The 20,256-nt window shown below is 70.7% G+C and carries 17 protein-coding genes; 11 read left to right on the top strand and 6 right to left on the bottom strand.

Features of this window, described 5'->3' with window-relative positions:
- The 5 genes from ACTWQO_RS44075 to ACTWQO_RS44055 form a co-directional block, all read left to right on the top strand.
- A partial coding sequence (locus ACTWQO_RS44075; protein WP_443243019.1) for a DUF3459 domain-containing protein occupies window positions 1-587 on the top strand: 587 nt, incomplete at its 5' end.
- The gene (gene treS / locus ACTWQO_RS44070; RefSeq protein WP_443243018.1) at window positions 584-2,302 is read left to right on the top strand and encodes a maltose alpha-D-glucosyltransferase; all 1,719 of its coding nucleotides are present in this window, start codon (window positions 584-586) and stop codon (window positions 2,300-2,302) included. The genes ACTWQO_RS44075 and treS, both read left to right, overlap by 4 nt.
- Window positions 2,303-2,330: 28 nt before the next feature.
- Complete coding sequence (locus ACTWQO_RS44065) at window positions 2,331-3,698, top strand: maltokinase N-terminal cap-like domain-containing protein (RefSeq protein ID WP_443243017.1); 1,368 nt, start codon at window positions 2,331-2,333, stop codon at window positions 3,696-3,698.
- A gap of 4 nt (window positions 3,699-3,702) precedes the next feature.
- On the top strand, window positions 3,703-5,907 hold the full coding sequence (gene glgB / locus ACTWQO_RS44060; RefSeq protein ID WP_443243016.1) for a 1,4-alpha-glucan branching enzyme: 2,205 nt from the start codon (window positions 3,703-3,705) through the stop codon (window positions 5,905-5,907).
- 125 nt (window positions 5,908-6,032) lie between these two features.
- Window positions 6,033-7,937, top strand: a complete 1,905-nt coding sequence (locus ACTWQO_RS44055; RefSeq protein WP_443243015.1) for an AMP-dependent synthetase/ligase — start codon at window positions 6,033-6,035, stop codon at window positions 7,935-7,937.
- Between the two features lie 8 nt (window positions 7,938-7,945).
- Here the strand turns inward: ACTWQO_RS44055 and ACTWQO_RS44050 are convergent, their stop codons facing one another.
- Both ACTWQO_RS44050 and ACTWQO_RS44045 read right to left on the bottom strand, forming a co-directional pair.
- Window positions 7,946-8,506 carry a fibronectin type III domain-containing protein gene (locus ACTWQO_RS44050; RefSeq protein WP_443243014.1) on the bottom strand — a complete coding sequence of 187 codons (561 nt, stop codon included), beginning with the start codon at window positions 8,504-8,506 and terminating at the stop codon, window positions 7,946-7,948.
- Between the two features lie 14 nt (window positions 8,507-8,520).
- A complete protein-coding gene (locus tag ACTWQO_RS44045) occupies window positions 8,521-9,123 on the bottom strand; it encodes a hypothetical protein (RefSeq protein ID WP_443243013.1) in 603 nt (200 codons plus the stop codon).
- Window positions 9,124-9,431: 308 nt separating this feature from the next.
- Between ACTWQO_RS44045 and ACTWQO_RS44040 the strand changes: the two genes are divergently transcribed.
- The gene (locus tag ACTWQO_RS44040; RefSeq protein WP_443243012.1) at window positions 9,432-10,808 is read left to right on the top strand and encodes an NAD(P)/FAD-dependent oxidoreductase; all 1,377 of its coding nucleotides are present in this window, start codon (window positions 9,432-9,434) and stop codon (window positions 10,806-10,808) included.
- Between the two features lie 96 nt (window positions 10,809-10,904).
- Window positions 10,905-13,148 carry an FUSC family protein gene (locus tag ACTWQO_RS44035; protein ID WP_443243011.1) on the top strand — a complete coding sequence of 748 codons (2,244 nt, stop codon included), beginning with the start codon at window positions 10,905-10,907 and terminating at the stop codon, window positions 13,146-13,148.
- 9 nt (window positions 13,149-13,157) lie between these two features.
- Here ACTWQO_RS44035 and ACTWQO_RS44030 read toward each other — a convergent pair whose 3' ends face one another.
- Complete coding sequence (locus ACTWQO_RS44030) at window positions 13,158-13,589, bottom strand: ATP-binding protein (protein ID WP_443243010.1); 432 nt, start codon at window positions 13,587-13,589, stop codon at window positions 13,158-13,160.
- 151 nt (window positions 13,590-13,740) lie between these two features.
- Between ACTWQO_RS44030 and ACTWQO_RS44025 the strand changes: the two genes are divergently transcribed.
- The 3 genes from ACTWQO_RS44025 (at window position 13,741) to ACTWQO_RS44015 (ending at window position 16,226) form a co-directional block, all read left to right on the top strand.
- Entirely contained in the window at window positions 13,741-13,962 is a 222-nt protein-coding gene (locus ACTWQO_RS44025) for a hypothetical protein (RefSeq protein WP_443243009.1), read from the top strand.
- A 51-nt stretch (window positions 13,963-14,013) separates the two neighbouring features.
- On the top strand, window positions 14,014-15,507 hold the full coding sequence (locus ACTWQO_RS44020; protein ID WP_443243008.1) for an aminotransferase class I/II-fold pyridoxal phosphate-dependent enzyme: 1,494 nt from the start codon (window positions 14,014-14,016) through the stop codon (window positions 15,505-15,507).
- Between the two features lie 266 nt (window positions 15,508-15,773).
- Window positions 15,774-16,226, top strand: coding sequence for a cyclic nucleotide-binding domain-containing protein (locus ACTWQO_RS44015; RefSeq protein WP_443243007.1), 453 nt, complete (start codon window positions 15,774-15,776; stop codon window positions 16,224-16,226).
- 3 nt (window positions 16,227-16,229) lie between these two features.
- On the opposite strand, the gene ACTWQO_RS44010 is transcribed toward ACTWQO_RS44015, so the two are convergent.
- Both ACTWQO_RS44010 and ACTWQO_RS44005 read right to left on the bottom strand, forming a co-directional pair.
- On the bottom strand, window positions 16,230-17,528 hold the full coding sequence (locus ACTWQO_RS44010; RefSeq protein ID WP_443243006.1) for an MFS transporter: 1,299 nt from the start codon (window positions 17,526-17,528) through the stop codon (window positions 16,230-16,232).
- A gap of 80 nt (window positions 17,529-17,608) precedes the next feature.
- The gene (locus tag ACTWQO_RS44005; RefSeq protein ID WP_443243005.1) at window positions 17,609-18,220 is read right to left on the bottom strand and encodes a LysE/ArgO family amino acid transporter; all 612 of its coding nucleotides are present in this window, start codon (window positions 18,218-18,220) and stop codon (window positions 17,609-17,611) included.
- A 69-nt stretch (window positions 18,221-18,289) separates the two neighbouring features.
- On the opposite strand from ACTWQO_RS44005, the gene ACTWQO_RS44000 reads away from it, so the two are divergent.
- Window positions 18,290-19,186 (top strand): LysR family transcriptional regulator ArgP, encoded by an 897-nt coding sequence (locus tag ACTWQO_RS44000; protein ID WP_443243020.1) that lies wholly within the window; start codon window positions 18,290-18,292, stop codon window positions 19,184-19,186.
- Window positions 19,187-19,229: 43 nt separating this feature from the next.
- Here the strand turns inward: ACTWQO_RS44000 and ACTWQO_RS43995 are convergent, their stop codons facing one another.
- Entirely contained in the window at window positions 19,230-20,240 is a 1,011-nt protein-coding gene (locus tag ACTWQO_RS43995; RefSeq protein ID WP_443243004.1) for a LacI family DNA-binding transcriptional regulator, read from the bottom strand.
- Between the last annotated feature and the right edge of the window lie 16 nt (window positions 20,241-20,256).

Genomic DNA, 20,256 nt, shown 5'->3' with positions numbered 1-20,256 from the left:
CGCCGGACATTCTGCACGCGTATCTGCAGCAGGGCGGGCGGCCGGCGTTCGAGGTGCGGGCGGTACTGGCGGCCACCCTGTCGCCGACCTGGGGCGTGTACAGCGGCTACGAGCTGTGCGAGAACGTGCCGCTGCGCGAGGGCAGCGAGGAGTACCTCGACTCGGAGAAGTACCAGCTCAAGCCCCGCGACTGGGAAGCGGCCGAACACGCGGGAGCCACCATCACCCCGCTCATCACCCAGCTCAACACCATACGGCGACGCCACCCCGCACTGCGAAGGCTCAGGAACCTCACCTTCCACGCGACCGACAACGACGCCCTCATCGCGTACAGCAAACGCACGGGCGACGACACGGTGATCGTGGTCGCGAACCTCGACCCTCATCACGCACAGGAGGCCACGGTCTCGTTGGACATGCCGCAACTCGGCCTGGACTGGCACGAGTCGGTGTCCGTGCACGACGAGCTGTCGGGTGAGACGTACCGGTGGGGCAGGACCAACTACGTCCGCCTGGAGCCCGGCCGGGCTCCCGCGCATGTGCTCCACGTGGAGCGAGCGCCCAACGGAGGGTCGGCAGCGTCATGACCGTCAACCAGCCCGTCCCGGACACCTTCGAGGACACTCCCGCCAAGGACCGGGACCCGGAGTGGTTCAAGCGAGCGGTTTTCTACGAGGTCCTCGTCCGCTCCTTCCAGGACAGCAACGGCGACGGCGTCGGCGACCTCCGCGGCCTGACCGCCAAGCTGGACTATCTGCAGTGGCTGGGCGTGGACTGTCTCTGGCTGCCGCCCTTCTTCCAATCGCCCCTGCGGGACGGCGGTTACGACGTCTCCGACTACACGGCCGTCCTGCCGGAATTCGGTGACCTCGCCGACTTCGTGGAATTCGTCGACGCCGCCCACCAGCGCGGCATGCGCGTCATCATCGACTTCGTCATGAACCACACCAGCGACCAGCACCCGTGGTTCCAGGAGTCCCGCATCAATCCCGACGGCCCCTACGGCGACTACTACATGTGGGCCGACGACGACAAGCAGTTCCAGGACGCCCGGATCATCTTCGTCGACACCGAGGCCTCCAACTGGACCTTCGACCCGGTCCGGGGCCAGTACTTCTTCCACCGCTTCTTCTCCCACCAGCCGGACCTGAACTACGAGAACCCGGCCGTCCAGGAGGAAATCCTCGCCGCCCTGCGGTTCTGGCTGGACCTGGGCGTCGATGGCTACCGGCTCGACGCCGTGCCGTACCTGTACGCGGCCGATGGCACCAACTGCGAGAACCTTCCCGCCACGCACCAGTTCCTGAAACGCGTCCGCCGTGAGATCGACGCGCTGTACCCGGACACCGTGCTGCTGGCGGAGGCGAACCAGTGGCCGGAAGACGTCGTCGACTACTTCGGCGACTACCGGACCGGCGGCGACGAATGCCATATGGCGTTCCATTTCCCGGTGATGCCACGGATCTTCATGGCCGTACGCCGGGAATCCCGCTACCCGGTCTCGGAAATCCTGGCGAAGACCCCGGCGATTCCCTCCAACTGCCAGTGGGGCATCTTCCTGCGCAACCACGACGAGCTGACCCTGGAAATGGTCACCGACGAGGAACGCGACTACATGTGGGCGGAATACGCGAAGGACCCACGTATGCGCGCCAACATCGGCATCCGCCGCCGCCTCGCGCCGCTCCTCGACAACGACCGCCACACCATCGAACTGTTCACCGCCCTGCTGCTCTCCCTCCCGGGCAGCCCGATCCTGTACTACGGCGACGAGATCGGCATGGGCGACAACATCTGGCTCGGCGACCGCGACGCCGTCCGCACGCCCATGCAGTGGACCCCGGACCGCAACGCGGGCTTCTCGTCGTGCGACCCGGGCCGGCTGTTCCTGCCGACGATCATGGATCCGGTCTACGGCCACCAGGTCACGAACGTCGAGGCGTCCATGTCCTCGCCCTCGTCGCTGCTGCACTGGACCCGCCGCATGATCGAGATCCGCAAGCAGAACCCGGCGTTCGGCCTCGGCTCGTACACCGAACTGCAGTCCTCCAACCCGGCGGTGATCGCCTTCCTGCGCGAGTACGAGGACGACCTGGTGCTCTGCGTGAGCAACTTCGCGCGCTTCGCGCAGCCCACCGAGCTGGACCTGCGCGAGTTCAGCGGCCGGCATCCCGTTGAGCTGTTCGGCGGAGTCCGCTTCCCCGCCATCGGTGAACTTCCGTACCTGCTGACCCTGGGGGGTCACGGCTTCTACTGGTTCCGGCTCGTCCGAGTCGCATCCCGCATCGGCCGACGCCACTGAGTGGGCGCCGAGGAAAGGACGCGTCACCATGCCGAAGACCGCATCGCTGCACCCCAGTCGTACGGCTGTCGCCGGGCCCATGGCCTCGCTCGCCGGGCTGCTGCGCGAATGGCTGCCACGGCAGCGGTGGTTCGCGGGCAAGGACCGGCCCGTCACCGACCTCGCGCTGCTGTCCATGACGGAGCTGTATCCGGGCTGCCTGCACCTGCTGGTGCACGCCGGTCCCCCGGCCGTCCCCGCCCCCGGCGGCGCCTGTGCTGCTCCGGCCGGTGACTGCTACCAGCTGCTGCTCGGTGTGCGCAGGCACCTGTCGCCGCGTCTCGGCCGGGCCCTGATCGGGCGGGCCGAGGACGGTCCGCTGGCCGGCCTGACGGTGTACGACGCGCTGCACGACCCGCGCTCGGCGCAGTTGCTCCTGGAGCGGCTGCGGCATCCCGGCACGGTGGGCCCCCTTCGCTTCGAGGCCGACCCGGCCGCGGAGATCCCCGCCGGACTGCCGCCCCGGCTGCTGGACGCCGAGCAGTCCAACTCCTCGCTGGTGTACGGCGACGCGTACATCCTGAAGGTCTTCCGGCGCATCCAGCCGGGCGTCAACCCGGACCTGGAGGTGCCGGGCGCGCTGGCCGAGCTTGGCTGCCGCCGGGTGCCCGCACCGGTGGCCTGGTTCCGGACCACGCATCCGCAGGAGGCGACGCTCGGCGTGCTGCAGCCGTATCTGCGGGACGCGTCCGACGGCTGGACCCTGGCGCTGCACGCGCTGTCGTCGGGTGCCGACTTCACCGCGCAGGCACACCAGTTGGGGCAGGCCATGGCCGAGGTGCACCTCGCGCTGGCGTCGGCCTTCCCGGCGGGCGCGCACGAGGAGCACGGCCGCACGGCGGCTGCGATGATCTCGCGGCTGGACGCCGCCGCGCACTGCGTACCGGCGCTGCGGCCGTTCGTCCCCGGTCTGCGGACCGCGTTCTCCGCGCTCACGACCTGCGACACCGGCCCGCCCGCCCAGCGCATCCATGGCGATCTGCACCTCGGCCAGGTGCTGCGCGCCGGGCGCGAGTGGTTCGTCATCGACTTCGAGGGCGAGCCGTCCCGGCCGCTCGCCGAGCGGTGCAGCGCCCAGTCGCCGGTGCGGGACATCGCGGGCATGCTGCGCTCCTTCGACTACGCGGCCCGGCAGCGCCGGCCGTGGCGTCCCGAGTGGGCGCGCCGCTGCCGGGAGGCCTACTGTGCGGGCTATGCCGCCCGTGCGGGCTGGGACCCGCGCAAGAAGCACGGGCTGCTGCGCGCCTACGAGACCGACCGCGCCGTGTACGAAGTGCTGTACGAAGCCAGAAACCGTCCGGACTGGCTCTCCGTGCCGATGGCGGCGATCGAGCGTCTCGCCGTGAGAGGAAGCTGAAGCCGTGGCCTTGCGTGACACCTCCCTCCCCGAGCCGTCCGGCCCGCTGCCGCCCACGGCCGCGCCCCTGGACCCCGCCGACCGTGAGCGCCTCCTGGCCGGCGCCCACCACGACCCGCACGCCCTGCTCGGCGCCCATCCGGTGCCGGACGGGGTCGTCTTCCGGGCGTTGCGTCCGTTCGCCCGCGCGGTGAGCGTCGTGATCGACGGGCAGCGCACCGGGCTCGCCTCGGACGGGGACGGCCTCTTCTCGGCCGTACTGCCGCTCGACGCGATTCCGTCGTACACGCTGGTGGTTGCCTACGAGGACGATGAGCACGAGGTCCACGACCCGTACCGCTTTCTGCCCGCCCTCGGCGATCTCGATCTGCATCTGATCCGCGAGGGCCGGCACGAGCAGCTGTGGCGGGCGCTCGGCGCCGAGCCGATGACCCACCAGGGCGTCACCGGCACCCGCTTCACCGTCTGGGCGCCGAACGCTCAAGGTGTGCGCGTGGCCGGGGAGTTCACCTGCTGGGACGGCACGGCGTTCCCCATGCGGTCCCTCGGTTCGTCCGGCGTGTGGGAACTGTTCCTGCCCGGCATCGGCGAGGGCACCCGCTACAAGTTCGAGATCACCTCCCGGTACGGCGGCCGCTTCCTCAAGGCCGACCCGATGGCCCGCCGTGCGGAGGTCCCGCCGAACACGGCGTCCGTGGTGACGGCGTCCGACTACGAGTGGGGCGACGCTCAGTGGCTGGCGCGGCGCGGGGACGTGCCTGTGCATGTGGCGCCGTTCTCCGTGTACGAGGTGCACCTGCCGTCCTGGCGGCCAGGCCTGACGTACCGTCAACTCGCCGAGGAGCTACCGGCCTACGTCAAGGACCTCGGTTTCACCCACGTCGAACTGATGCCGGTCATGGAACACCCCTTCGGCGGCTCCTGGGGCTACCAGGTCACGTCGTACTACGCCCCCACCTCCCGCCTCGGCACCCCCGACGACTTCAAGTACCTGGTGGACGCCCTGCACCGGGCCGGTATCGGCGTGATCATGGACTGGGTGCCCGCCCATTTCCCCAAGGACGACTGGGCGTTGGCCCGCTTCGACGGGGATGCGCTGTACGAGCCGGGAGACGACCGGCGGGCCGAGCATCCGGACTGGGGGACGTACGAGTTCGACTTCGGGCGCACCGAGGTGCGCAACTTCCTTGTCGCCAACGCCGTGTACTGGTGCGAGGAGTTCCACATCGACGGGCTGCGGGTGGACGCCGTCGCCTCGATGCTCTACCTCGACTACTCGCGCGACTCCGGTCAGTGGACGCCCAATGTGTACGGAGGGCGGGAGGATCTGGACGCGGTGGCGTTCCTGCGGGAGATGAACGCGACCGTGTACCGGCGGGCGCCGGGGGTCGTGATGATCGCCGAGGAGTCGACGGCGTGGGATGGGGTGACGCGGCCGACCGACAGCGGCGGGCTGGGCTTCGGGCTGAAGTGGAACATGGGGTGGATGCATGACTCGCTGGGCTATGTCGCGCACGAGCCGGTCCACCGCAAGTACCACCACAACGAGATGACCTTCTCGATGGTCTACGCCTACAGCGAGAACTACGTCCTGCCCATCTCGCACGACGAGGTCGTCCACGGCAAGCAGGCCCTGGTCTCGAAGATGCCCGGCGACTGGTGGCAGCAGCGCGCCAACCATCGTGCCTATCTGGGCTTCATGTGGGCCCACCCCGGCAAGCAACTCCTCTTCATGGGCCAGGAGTTCGCCCAGGGCGCCGAATGGTCCGAGGCCCATGGGCCGGAATGGTGGCTGCTGGATCCTGACTACAGCGCGGAGGCCGACCACCGAGGGGTGCGCGACCTGGTGCGCGACCTGAACACGATCTACCGGGCGACGCCGTCGCTGTGGCAGCGCGACACCGAACCGTCCGGCTTCCAGTGGGTCATCGGGGACGCCGCCGAGGACAACGTCTTCGCCTTCCTGAGGTACGACGCGAAGGGCGCTCCGCTCCTGTCCGTCTCCAACTTCTCCCCCGTCGTCCGCCACGACTACCGCCTCGGCGTCCCCGACACCGTCGTCGCCTGGAACGAAACCCTCAACACGGACGCGGCGAAGTACGGCGGCAGCGACGTCACCAACCCCGACCCGGTCAAACCGGAGGACGGGCATCTCCGGATCACGCTGCCGCCGCTGGCCACGGTGTGGTTGACGCCGTACACCGTGTGACGCTCGGGCGGAGGCGACTTCTCCGTTCCCGGCACCACGGGCTGTCACCTGGGCTAGATTCGAGCCCGCCGATAACTGTGCTCGTCGGCGAAGTCACAGCCCGTACACAGCAGCAGGAGCAGCGCATGCGCGACTTCGCCCTCGCTCCACCGACCACCACGCCCATGGCCGGCGGACTCGCCGACAGCATCTTCGAGACAGCGGAACTACGGCCCACCCTCCCGGTGCTCGCGCGCCGCGCCCACCCCTCCTCCCAGGTCTGGGAAGAGGTGACCGCCGTCGAACTCCGCGACGAAGTGGTCGACGTGGCCAAGGGGCTCGTCGCGTGCGGGATCCTGCCGGGCAACCGCGTGGCGATCATGGCGTGCACGCGGTACGAGTGGACGGTACTCAGCTACGCCCTCTGGGCGGTGGGCGCCGAGGTCGTGCCGATCTATCCGACGTCGTCGCGCGACCAGATCGAGTGGATCCTGCGGGACGCCGCCTGCGTGGCCATGGTCGTGGAGGACGAGCAGGCCATCATGACCGTCGGCTCCGTGTGCTCGGGGCTGCCATTGCTGCGCCACGTCTGGCAGTTGGACGCGGGGGCGCTGGACCAGCTGACGGAACGGGGCGCGTTCATCCCGCTGGCCACGGTCGACTCACTGCGCCGCATCGTGATGCCGGACTCCACGGCGGTCATCGCCTACACGTCCGGCACGTCGGGCCATCCTCTGGGGTGCGCGCTGAGCCACCGCGGGCTGGCGAGCCCCTGCGACACGCTGCTCGCGGGCTGGGGCCACACGGCGGCACCGCCCGGAGACCAGCCGTCCGTGCTCGCCTTCCTGCCGTTCTCGCACGTCTACGGCCTCATGATCCAGGGCCTGTGTCTGCGCGGCGGAATCCTCATGGGCCACCAACCGGACATCAGCGAGGGGGCACTTGTGTCGGCCCTGCAGTCCTTCCGGCCGACGTACTTCTACGCCGTTCCGTCGGTCTTCGAGAAGATCTACAAGAACTTCCTGCGGACGGCCCAGCAGACGGGCCGTGGCGCCCTGTTCGAGAAGGCGGCCGACACGGCACGGGACTTCGCCGCGGCCTGCGAACGGCAGCGGCTCGGCGAGGGACCGGGGCCGGCCTTCGACCTGCGGCTGCAACACGCCCTGTTCGAACGGACGGTGTACCGCAAGCTCAGAATGGCGCTGGGCGGCCGGGCACGCCGCGCGACCTCGGGCGGTTCCCCGCTCAACCGCGAACTGTCCCTCTTCTACGAGGGCATCGGCATCTACGTCCACGACGGCTACGGCCTCACGGAGACCTGCGGCGGCATCACGATGCAGCCGCTGGGCCGGGAGCGGTCCGGCACCGTGGGGAAAGCACTGCCGGGCACGGACATCCGGGTGGCCGACGACGGGGAGATCCTGGTGCACGGTCCCTCCGTCTTCCAGGGCTACGTCAACCACGAGGCCGCCACCCGTGCCGCGCTCCGCGGCGGCTGGCTGGCGACCGGCGACATCGGACGGCTCGACCCCGAGGGCTATCTGACGATCACCGGCCGCAAGAAGGACATCATCATCACCAGCAGCGGCAAGAGTGTGGCGCCCGCGCCCTTGGAGCAGCGGCTGCGGATGCATCCCTTGGTCCATCAGGCCGTCATCGTCGGCGACAACCGGCCCTGTGTCGGCGCCCTGATCACCCTGGACCCGGAGTTCCTGGCGCACTGGCGCGGCGCCCTCGCCCTGCCGAGCGACACGCCGAGCCGGGATGCCCGGGAGGAGAACGCGCTGCGGGAGGAGATCGCGCGTGCCATAGCGGCGGCCAACAGCGCCGTGTCCCGCTCGGAGTCCATCCGGGTCTTCCGGGTGCTGCCGGAGCCGTTCGCCCTGTCCAACGGGCTGCTGACACCGTCGATGAAGCTGCGCCGGGACGCGATCGTCGAGCACTACGCGTTCGAGATCGACGCCATGTACCAGGCGCGTTCCCGCAGTTTTCGGCGGACCGTGCCGGACGAGACCGCGGGCTGGGAGGAGTCAGACAACGTGTTCCGGTGATCTGCCGCCTACTCCCCCGTCGTCAGCCGCACCACGTTCGACCGCTCACCGAGGACGAAGGCCCGGATCCGGTACGAGGCCCGCTTCTCACCGGGCAGGACGGCCAGCTCGGTCGAGGTGACGTCCGGGTCGAGCACCGCGATCGGTTCGTACCGGATGCCGCCCTTTCTGCGGATCTCCAGCAGGAAGCCGTCCTCGTCGTCCGACGCGTCGGTCCAGGTGAAGCGGACGCTGTCCGTGCGGTCGGCGCGGGCAGGTGCGGAGGTGGGACCGCGGTAGGACCGCAGCCGGTAGTGGAACGTCGTGTGCGGTATGAGGTCGGGGTGCCGGTAGGCCGTCACCTGCCGCGGCAGGTACCGCAGCACGGTGTACGGGCCGTCCTCCTCGGTGGCGAACTCCAGGACGTGGCCGGCGACGCCGGGCCGGTCGTCGTGCCAGGTGAGGTCGATGTCGGTGGGTGTGGTGAGGGCCGCTTGGAGGGGCTGGTCGGGTTCCGGCGCGTGGGTCGTGCAGGCCGACAGCGCCAGGAACAGCGCTGCCGGCACCGCGATACGTGACGTCCTGGGCATACGACTGCTTGCGCCTACTTGCGCCAGAACCGGATGCCGCTCCACTCCACGGTGGCGGTTCCGTTGCCACTGTTGGTGCGGTAGGCGCCGAACTTGTCGTAGAAGCTTCCGCCGGGGCTGTCGTAACTGTGCTTCAGCGAGCCGTTGATGTAGGTGCGGTGCTCGTCGCCGACGGCATGGACGGTGTTGACGCGGACGGTCGCGCCGACGGTCCCGGCGTTGGAGAGCGTGGTGCCGCCGTGCACCGCGTACAGCCGGCCGCCGCGCTCGACGGCGAGCATGAAGTACGGGCCCGAACCCGACTCGTGGAAGGTCTGCTTGAGGCTGATCCTGGTGCCGCTGAGGTCGGTGATGCGGAAGTAGCCCTCGAACTGCCGGGTACCGCCGGTGTAGGTGGCGTAGCGCCGTTCAGCCCGTTGGTCTCCGCTCGCTGTCGAGCAGGTGAGCCGGAAGGTCAGGCCGTCGACCTGTCCGCAGCCGCGCTCCTGGACGGTGTAGGTGGGTGAGACCGACTGCCAGCCGCCGGGCTCCACTTCGGCGACGGCGTGCGGGACGGCCAGTAACGACGCGGCGCACACCGCGGTGGTGACGGTGAGCGTCCGCAGGCGTGGGTACATCCTGCCTCCTGGGGGTGGGGGGCGATCGAGATGGTCAGGTATGTGAATCTCGATCCCTGTCCTGAACGAACGTCTCGGACGGTAGGACCAGACCAATCACCCGTCAAGGCATCGCGCACACACCTCATTCACACCCGCCCGGTGCACCGGGGCACCGGGCGGGGCATGGTGGTCCTCGACGCGTTCGTCTGCCTGCCGCACCCGGCTGGCGGAACGGCTGAAGGCACGGTGGGATCGATGAGGTGCGAACCAGTGATCCAGGGGCATACGAACCGCGTCCAGTGGGACCGCCTGGAGCCGCAGAAGGGATGGACACCGTGACACGACCCAGGATCCTGGTGGTTGGCGCAGGCTTCGCCGGAGTGGCGTGCGTACGCCGCCTGGAACGCAAACTCGCCCCCGACGAGGCCGACGTCACCCTGGTGACGCCGTTCGCCTACCAGCTCTATCTGCCACTGCTGCCCCAGGTCGCCTCCGGCGTACTGACGCCGCAGTCGATCGCCGTATCGCTGCGCCGCAGCAAGAAGTACCGCACCCGGATCATCCCGGGTGGCGCGATAGGCGTGGACCTCAAGGCCAAGGTGTGCGTCATCCGCACCATCAACGGCCAGATCGTCGACGAGCCGTACGACTACATCGTGCTGGCACCCGGCAGCGTCACCCGCACCTTCGACATCCCCGGGCTCACGGACCACGCGTTCGGCATGAAGACCCTCGCCGAGGCCGCCTACATCCGTGACCACGTCATCTCCCAGCTGGACCTCGCCGACGCCAGCCAGGACCCCGCCGAACGCGCCGCCCGGCTGCAGTTCGTGGTCGTCGGCGGCGGATACGCGGGCACCGAGACCGCCGCCTGCCTCCAGCGCCTCACCCACGCCGCCGTCAAGCGCTACCCCCGCATCGACCCGGCGCTGATCAAGTGGCATCTGATCGACATCGCGCCGAAGCTGATGCCCGAGCTGGGCGACAAGCTCGGCCGCAGCGCCCAGGAGATCCTGGGCAGGCGCGGGATCGACATCTCCCTCGGCGTCTCCATCGACAAGGCCGGACCCGAGGAAGTCACGTTCACCGACGGGCGCGTGATCCCCACCCGCACGCTCATCTGGACCGCCGGCGTGGTCGCCAGCCCGCTCATCGCCACCCTGGGCGCGGAGACGGTCCGGGGGCGGCTCGCGGTCACCGCCGAGATGAACCTGCCCGGCCACGACGGCGTCTTCGCGCTCGGCGACGCGGCCGCGGTGCCCGACAAGGCCAAGGACGAGGAGGGTGCGGTCTGCCCGCCGACGGCCCAGCACGCCATGCGCCAGGGAAAGCGCGTCGCCGAAAACGTCATCGCGACGTTGCGCAACCAGCCGATGGTGCCGTACGTCCACAAGGACCTCGGCCTCGTCGTCGACCTCGGCGGCAAGGACGCCGTGTCCAAGCCGCTCGGCATCGAACTGCGGGGCGTGCCCGCGCAGGCGGTGGCCCGCGGCTACCACTGGTCGGCGCTGCGCACCAACGTCGCCAAGACACGGGTCATGACGAACTGGGTGCTCAACGCGCTCGCGGGCGACGACTTCGTGCGCACCGGATTCCAGTCCCGCAAGCCCGCCAAGCTGCATGACTTCGAGTACATCCACTCGTATCTGACGCCCGAACAGGTGCGGGCGCATGTCGAGGGCACGGACCGGCAGGATCAGTGAGGCCGTCGTGCGCTGCTGACCGGCTCTCCTGAGCATGGGCCCGGCGTGCGATGCTGAGGCCGGATCTTGGCAGGCGGCGGGAGTGAGTACGGCGGCGTGAGAGCAGCGGGACGAAGGGACCGGGCGCGGCTGCGGGACCTCGCGGCGGCGTCCGACCCCGGCCTGCTGCGACTGACCGCGGGACTGCGGACAGTGGGCGCCATCGCCCTCGCGCTGGCCGTGCTCGCCCTGCTGGGATCCGACGTGACCCATCTGGTCGCGGGAGCCATGGCGGCGATGGTCGCCACCTTCGCCATCCGGGAGAAGCAGCGCGCCCAGCAGGCCGTCACGCTCGCGCTGGGGCTGCCGGTGGCGCTGGCCGCCGTGAGCCTGGGGGCGCTGCTGCGCTCCCATGTGGCGGCCGGTGACGCCTTCTTCGTCATGCTGGTCTTCGCCGGTGTGTATGTGCGCAGGTTCGGCGACCGGGGCACCGCGCTCGGGCTGATCGGCTTCCAGGTGTACTTCCTGTCCCTGTTCGTCGGCGCCACCGTCTCGGCCCTGCCCGAGCTGTGCGGGGCGATCGTCGTCGCCTTCCTGTGCAGCGCCGCCCTGCGTTTCGTGGTGGTGCCGCAGACGGCGGCGGGGACGCTGGAGCGGCTGCGGGAGGCGTTCCGCGCCCGGCTGGCCCAGCTCGTGTCCGCCCAGCTCGACCTGCTGGACGCGGGTCCCGACGACGTCGACAAGGCGCTGGAGGACGTACGCGACGGCACGGCGCGGCTGCACGAGACGGCCATGCTGATCCAGGGCCGGCTCGACGACGGGACGTCCGACGAGACGGTGGCACGGCTGCTGCAACGCCGGGTCGCGGACGCCGAGATCGCCGCCGAACGGCTCGGCCTGTTGCTGCTGACCGCGCGCAGCGCCGAGCGGGCGGACACGCTCACCCTGCACCTGCCGGGCGCACCCGCCCCGACGGGCAGCCCTCTTCCGGTGCGGGACGAGGCGACCGCCACGCTGCGCCGCGACCTGGACGCGCTGCGGCTGTTGGTGCTGCGGCCGGTCTCCCAGGACACCGGTACGGGACTGTCCCACGTGCGCAACCGGCTGCTCGGCTACCGCGAGGAGGAGAACCTGCCGCCCGCGCCGCCCGCCGTCCAGGACGTCTTCCGCGGCATCGGCGAGACCGCCCGCGCGGTTCTCGGGCTGCGGGTCGCCCTCGACGGCCCGCAGGACGAGTCGGACGACACCCCAGCGACAGCCCGTTCACGCGAGGAACTCGACGCCGAGGACGCGGCGATCACCGGCGCCGAGGAGAGCGAGCCGACGGAATCGGGGCTGCGCCGCCCCACGACGCGAGCCGCCGTGCAGGTGGCCGTCGGCTCGGCGCTCGCCATTGCCGGGGGCGAGCTGCTCTCCAGCCAGCGCTGGTACTGGGCGGTGCTGACCTGCTGGATCGTCTTCATCAACACGGCGTCGACGGGCGAGATCCTGGTCAAGAGCTACCGTCGGCTCCTGGGGACCGTGCTCGGTGTCGTGGCCGGGATCGCGCTCGCGGGCCTCGTCGCCGGGCACACCTGGCCGGCGTTCGCGCTGGTCCTGCTGTGCGTCTTCTTGATGTTCTACACGGCGCCGCTGTCCTACACGCTGATGTCCTTCTTCGTCACCGCGGCACTGGGCGTGCTCTACACCCTGCTGCACACCTACAGCCTCTCGGTGCTGCTGCTGCGCGTGGAGGAGACGGCGCTCGGCGCGGCCTGCGGGATCGTCGCGGCGGCGCTGGTGCTGCCGGTCCGCACGGACCGTCGTACGAACGACCTCCTGGGGACGGTGCTGGAACGGCTCGGCGATGTCGCCGAGGCCGCCATCGACCAGCTCAGCGGCGGGCCGGAGGTCGAACTGCTGGACAAGGCGCGCGACCTGGACGAGGCGCTGGCCGATCTGAGCGCGGCCACGCAGCCGCTCACCCATCCGATCACGCCCCTGCGGACGCGACGCGACACCGCGCGCTATGTGGTGGCGCTTCTGGAGACCTGCGCGTACCACGCGCGGGCGCTGGCCGCGACCGCCGAACTCCTGCCCACCCACCCGTCGATCGCGGCGGACCCCCGGCTGCGCCGGGCCGGACGGCGGATCGCGCACAACATCGAGGCCATCGCCGGGCATGTCGCGGACGAGCACAGCACCGCCGAGGTCGAGACCGGGCCGAGCATCGCCTCGCTGCTGGAGCCCGACATCCCCGGCACCCCCCGGTTCGGCCGGGTCACCGACCGCGTTCTGCGCCATCTGCAACGCCTGGACGAGGGCGTGGTCGGTCTGGCACGGCCGTTGAACGTACCCGTCGGGGCGCGGTCGAAGAAGTGACGCGGGTCTTCAGGACAGCGGCACCACGGCGGTGATGCACTTGCCGCCCGACGGCAGGTCCGCGACCCGTACATCGCGGGCCAGCCGGAGGACGATCGGCCAGCCGCGCCCGCCCGGCCGCTGCCGCCCTTCCGCGTCGACCGGCGGCTCGGTCACCGGCAGGGCGTCGCTGCGGTCGCAGACCGAGACCCGTACCGCGGGTCCCTCGACGTCGACACGGAAGTCCGTGACCCCGCCGCCGTGCAGGATCGCGTTGGTCGTCAGCTCCGTGGCGACGAGCAGGGCGTCCGACAGGGCGTCGGCGCCGCACGCGGTTCCGGTGGCGCGGCAGCGTTCGGTCACCACACGCTCCACGGTTCTGCGCGCCTCGGCGGGTGCACAACTCCGCCCGGGGCGGCTCGGGGCCGACGCGCCGGGGCCGGTCCAGCGATCCTCGTACATCCCTCTGGCTCCTGTTCGGTACGGAAAGAAGCCGGGCCCGGCTGTGTAAGAGGTCACAGTTGTTCGCCTCACCCCTGCGCATCCCGCCAAACCTCTGCCCGAGAACAGGAGTGCGGGTAGTCGCCGCTCGACACGGGGGTACCCGGATCGCATGACGGATGTCGTGGACTCGGACGAACTGCTGCGGCGCATCCAGCGGGCCAGGGCCTACGCCGAACAGGAGAAGCGGATGTGGCGGTCACGCATCGACGCGCTCACGCCCGCCGATCCTGACAGGGCCCGGGACGCGGCCGTACGGACGCTGGCGTACGAGGCCGTGCTCGGGGTGCTGGACGAGATCATCACCCCTGGCAGGCACAGTGAGGAGGGCTGACCCGGGGACCAGGGCGGATTGCCTGCCGTGCTGCCGGGAACCCGGATGCGCATGACGGCCGATCACGCACGCGCACCGGTCCTGGAGGCCTTGGACGACTATCGCCGCCGGGGTCGCTTGTCGTTCACGCCGCCCGGGCACAAACAGGCCCGCGGGGCCGACCCGGCGGTGCGTGCGGTGCTGGGGGACGCGGTCTTCCTCGGTGATGTCCTGGCGTCGGGCGGTCTGGACGACCGGCTCCACCACGGGCGGGTCCTGGAGCGCGCCGAGGAGCTGATGGCCGACGCGGTGCACGCCGAGCACACGTTCTTCACCACCTGCGGCAGCTCGCTGTCCGTCAAGGCGGCGATGCTCGCGGTGGCGGGTCCGCACGAGAAGCTGGTGCTGGGGCGCGACGTCCACAAGTCCGTCGCGTCGGGACTGATCCTGTCCGGGATCGAGCCGGTGTGGGTCGAGCCGCAGTGGGACGGTGCCCGGCATCTGGCCCATCCGCCGTCCGCGGAGGAGTTCGAGCGGGCCCTCGACCGCCACCCCGACGCGAAGGGAGCGCTGGTCACCAGCCCTACGCCGTACGGCAGTTGCGCCGATCTGAAGGCGATCGCGCGGGTCTGCCACCGGCGCTCGCTGCCGCTGATCGTCGACGAGGCCTGGGGCGCGCATCTGCCCTTCCATGACGATCTGCCGTCCTGGGCGATGGACGCGGGCGCCGACATCTGCGTGACCAGCATCCACAAGATGGGCAGCGGCCTGGAGCAGGGCTCGGTCTTCCATCTGCGGGGCGACCTCGTCCCGCCGGAGCTGCTGCGGCTGCGGGCGGACCTGCTGGGCACCACCAGTCCGTCGGCGCTGATCTTCGCCGGTCTCGACGGCTGGCGACGGCAGATGGCCCTGCGGGGGAAGGAGATCATGGGCGCCGCGCTGGAACTCGCCGCCGAGGTCCGGGCCGCCGTCGAGCAGATCGACGGGATGCACGTCAACGACCGCGACGACTTCTGCGGTGCGGGACTCGCCGCCGACTTCGACCCGCTGCCGGTCGTGATCGACATCGACGGTCTCGGCATCACCGGGTATCAGGCCGCTGACTGGCTCCGCGCCCACCGCGGCGTGGACGCCCACCTGGCCGACCACCGTCGGATCGGCATGCAGATCACTCACGGCGACGACGAGGAGACCACTGGCGAACTGCTCGCCGCGCTGAAGGACCTCGCGCAGGCCGCGCCCTTGATGCCCCCGGCCCCGCGGGTCGACGTCCCGGCACCGGTGGAGCTGTGTCTGGAGCAGGCCATGACACCGCGGGACGCGTTCTTCGGAGCCACCGAGGACGTCCCGGTGGACGCGGCCGCCGGGCGCGTCGTGGCCGAGATGATCACGCCCTACCCGCCGGGGATCCCAGCCGTGCTGCCCGGCGAACGGCTCACCGAGCCGGTGCTGCGGTACCTGGTCACGGGCCTGGCCGCGGGAATGAACCTCCCGGACCCCAGCGACCCGGCCCTGGACACGGTGCGTGTCACAAAACCAGGGCCCGACGTGAAACGGGTCACGTGACCGGCTTCCCAGTGCGCGAAAAGCCCCGAGATGGTTTACGGTTCATTCATACGTGGTGACGGGGTCGACCATATCCGTCCTCCGACACCGCCAAGAACGGCCCTGGCTGGCCTCCCCCGTCCAGCCAGGGCTTTTTCATGCCCGCAGCGGGTACTCGGGGTTGCCGTCCGCAACGGCTGTCCGCCGAGGTGCTCCGGGCGTCGGCAGCGGCTGAAATGGGCGTAGGGAAAGCACCGGATCCGATCGCCGGCGAGGAGCCCCGCGTCATGACCAAAGCGATAAAACTCCTGACCGCCCTTCCTCCGCCCCAGCGGCAGCGCCTGATGGCGCTCGCGCGGGAGGTCTCCTTCCCGGAGGACTGCCGGATCTTCGAGGCGGGCGGCCGGGCCGACCGCTTCTGGGTCATCCGCTCGGGCGCGGTCTCGCTCACACAGCGGGTGAACTCCCTGCAGCGGGTCACGGTGGCGAGCCTCGGCGCGGGCGATCTGCTCGGCTGGTCCTGGCTGTTCCCGCCGCACGAGTGGGACTTCGGCGCGGAGGCGTTCAGCCCCGTACGCGCCTACGAGTTCGACGCGGCGGCCGTGCTTCAGCTGTGCGAGGAGGATGCGCAGCTCGGGCTGTCGCTGGTGCGCAGCGTGGCGGAGATCCTCGCGCACCGGCTGGAGACGACCCGGGGCAAGCTCATGGAGCAGTACGCGATGCACCGGCGGGGCCTGTAGGCGTCAGACACGGTAGCGGCGCAGTGCGGGCATCGCGGCGGCCAGGCCCAGCATCACGGCGACGACCAGGATGCCGCCGCCCGCCACCGCCGTACGCGGACCGAAGGCGGAGCCCGCGGTGCCGTGCAGCAGGTCGGCGAGGCGTGGGCCGCCCGCGACGACGACCGTGAACACGCCCTGCATCCGGCCGCGCATCTCGTCCGTGGCGGCGGACAGCAGGATCGCCCCGCGGAAGACCATCGAGACCATGTCGGCGACCCCGGCCACCGCCAGGAACGCCACCGCGAGCCACAGACTGCCGCTCAGCCCGAAGCCGGTGATGGCCACGCCCCAGACGACGACCGCGCCGATCACCATCCAGCCGTGCCAGCGGACCCGGGAGAACGTGCCGGAGAACAGCCCGCCCAGCACCGCGCCGATGGGGATCGCCGCGAACAGCAGGCCGAGCGCGAGCCCTTCGCCGTACGACGCGTAGGTCTCGGCGGCCAGCTGCGGGAACAGGGCCCGGGGCATGCCGAGGACCATCGCGACGACGTCGGCGAGGAAGGACAGCAACAGCACCTTGTGCAGGGAGATGTACCGGAACCCGGCCCCGATCTCACGCAGCCCGGCACGGCGGGCGGGCCGGCCGTCCAGCGGAGGCAGGGAGGGCAGTCGTACGACGGCCCAGACCGCTAGGCACAGGGCGAGGGCGTCGATCAGATACAGCTCGGGCAGGCCGATGACCGGGATCAGGGCGCCGGCCAGGAGCGGGCCCGCCACCAGGCCGGTCTGCATGACGGTGGAGCCGAGGGCCTGCGCGGCGGGCAGTTCGTCGGCGGGGACCAGGCGGGCGATCGAGGCGCTGCGGGCCGGGGCGTTGAGGCCGAAGAAGGCCTGCTGCACGGCGAGCAGCACCATCAGCACCGCCACCGAGCCGAGCCCGGCGGCGGCCTGGATCAAGAACAGCAGCGAGGTGACGGCTATGCCGCTGTTGGTGATCAGCAGCAGCCTGCGGCGGTCCATGGCGTCGGCGACGGCGCCGCCCCACAGCGCGAACACCACCAGCGGCAGCAGCCCGGCGAGGCTGGCGTAGCCGACCCAGGCCGACGAGCCGGTGATGTCGTAGATCTGCTTGGGCACGGCGACGGCGGTGAGCTGGCTGCCGACGGCGGTGACGATGGTGGAACTCCACAGGCGCCGGTAGGCGGGGCGGCGCAGCGGACGGGTGTCCAAGGCCCAGCGGCGCCAGCCGCGGCGGGGCGGTCCCGCCTTCTCGGCGGCCTCGGAGTCGGAGTGGGGGCTGCTCTCGCTCGTGTCCACGGGGTCCCTGGATGCTCGCTACATCTTTCGAATCAAGGGATCACTATGGCACCACTGACAGAGCGCACGGGTCGGCAGCCTCAGGTTCCGGCAATGAGCGTCGCGCCGAGGGCGATCATCGTCGCGGCGACCAGGCCGTCCAGGACCCGCCAGGCGGCGGGCCGGGCGAGGAAGCGGCTGAGCAGCCGGGCGCCGAAGCCGAGGGCCGCGAACCAGCAGAGGCTGGCGCAGACCGCGCCGAGTCCGAACGTCCAGCGCAGCGGGCCGCGATCGGCGGCGACGGAGCCGAGCAGGAACACCGTGTCGAGGTAGACGTGCGGGTTGAGCCAGGTCATGGCCAGGCAGGTGAGCACGGCACGCCTGCGGGAGCCCACGGCCTCCCCCTCCACTGTCAGGGCGCCCGGCCGGAACACCCGGCGTGCGGCGAGTGTGCCGTAGCAGAGCAGGAACGCACCGCCGATCCAGCCGACGGCGGTCAGCGCCCCCGGCCAGGCGACCACCACGGCACCGACACCGGCGACGCCCAGCGCGATGAGGGCCGCGTCGGAGAGGGCGCAGATCGCGACGACGGGAAGGACCGCGTCGCGTCGGATGCCCTGGCGCAGGACGAAGGCGTTCTGGGCGCCGATGGCGACGATGAGCGAGAGGCCGGTGCCGAATCCGGCAGCCGCGGCGGACAGTGCGTGGGACATGGCATCGACGCTAGGGAAAGCGCCGCCTGGAGTACAGCTAAAGATTCTTACGTATCATTAGCGCTCGTGATGACAGACCTGCCTCTCGACCAGGTACGGACCCTCCTCGCCGTGGTGGACGAGGGCACGTTCGACGCGGCGGCGTCCGCCCTGCATGTGACCCCGTCGGCGGTCAGCCAGCGCGTCAAGGCACTGGAGCAGCGCACCGGGCGGGTGCTGCTGACGCGGACGAAGCCGGTGCGGGCGACCGAGTCGGGCGAGGTGGTCGTGCGGTTCGCCCGTCAGCTGGCCCGGCTGGAGCGCGATGCGCGCGCCGAGCTGGGCATGACCAGCGCCGGGGAGCCGACCCGGGTCTCCATCGCCGTGAACGCCGACTCCCTCGCCACCTGGTTCCTGGGCGCGCTCACCCGCCTGCCCGCCGAGCCCCGGCTCTGCTTCGAGCTGCGCCGCGAGGACGAGGACCACACGGCGGCGCTGCTCCGGGAGGGCCAGGTGATGGCGGCGGTGACCTCCTCGCCGGATGCCGTGGCGGGGTGCTCGGTGCGAGCGCTGGGCCGGATGCGCTACCTCGCCGTGGCCAGTCCGGAGTTCGCCGAGGCGCATCGCGACGGGCCGCTGCGGGACGCGCCGGCGGTGAATTTCGACCGACGGGACGACTTCCAGGACGGCTTCGTACGGCGATTGCCCGGCGGAGAAGGGGGAGGCCACGGCGGGGCGAGCCAGGTGCGCCACTTCATCCCCACCTCGGAGGGCTTCGCGGCGGCCGTCGCCGCCGGTCTCGGCTGGGGCATGCTGCCCGAGGCACAGGCGGTGCCGCTGCTCCGCGCGGGGCGGCTGGTTCAACTGGCGCCGGAGCGACCGGTGGACGTGCCGCTGTACTGGCAGCAGTGGAAGCTGGACTCACCCGCACTGGCGGCGGTGGCCGACGCCGTGTCAGCGACGGCGGCCGAGACGCTTCGCTCCTAGTACTGCAGACGCTCTTCTCGTGGCCGGAGCGGCCGTTGGGGACTTACCCTCCCGGCGGCGCCGTTGAGGCGCGGACCACGAGTTCGGTGGCAAGTTCGATGTGGTGGGACTCGACCTTCTCGCCGTTGGCCAGTCGGAGGGCGGTGCGCAGGGCGGCGCCGCCCATCTCCCGTAGTGGCTGGCGCACAGTGGTCAGTGGTGGTGAGGCCATCTGAGCGAGATGCGTGTCGTCGAAGCCGACCACACTCAGGTCTTCGGGGATGCGCAGGCCTCGGGCGCGGGCGGTCTCGATGACACCCAGGGCGATCTCGTCGTTGCCTGTGAAGATCGCCGTCGGTGGCTCTTCCAGGTCCAGCAGCGCCGCGGAACCGAGCAAGCCGGTCCCGTACGTGAATTCTCCGGGCCGGACGTAGGCGTCGGGTACCGGCGCTCCTTCCGCCTCCATGGCGGCGCGGTAGCCGTGCATGCGTGCCTGGTTGCACACGGCCATCGCCGGTCCGCCGAGATAGGCGACGCGGCGGTGGCCGAGGGAGAGCAGGTGCTGGGTCGCGGACAGGCCGCCGGCGAAGTTGGTCGCCCCGACGCTGTTGACCCGGCTGTCCGGCAGGTGCAGCGGGTCCAGCACGACCAGCGGCAGCCCGGTCCGGGCCAGCTCCTTCAGGTGCGCGGCGGTGTACACGCTGGTGACCGCGATGACGGCGCGGCGCCCGGCTGAGACCAGGTCCCGGGCCCAGTGCGGGGCGTGGGACGCCTTGCTGATCACCACTGACGCCCCCACTTCGGTGGCGGAGTCCAAGATGCCTTCCAGGGTCTCGGCCACATACGACTTGAGGCCGCCCTTGAACTGCACCTCGATCGTCGGGCTTGCCATCGATTCGGTATGGCGGAACACGCGTGCGAGGTAGTCGTGCTGATGCAGCAGTTCCTGCACCCGGGCGCGGGTCTGCGGCGCCACTTCACCGCGGCCGTTGACCACCTTGGACACGGTCGCGACGGAGACCCCAGCCGCTTGGGCGATGTCCGCCAAAGTGGTGCGCCTGGCGTTCGGTGGCATCGGTTCCTCCCAGCAG

The sequence above is a fragment of the Streptomyces sp. 4N124 genome (assembly GCF_052245395.1).
Classification (GTDB): domain Bacteria; phylum Actinomycetota; class Actinomycetes; order Streptomycetales; family Streptomycetaceae; genus Streptomyces.
This window is presented reverse-complemented; position numbering and strand designations above follow the sequence as displayed.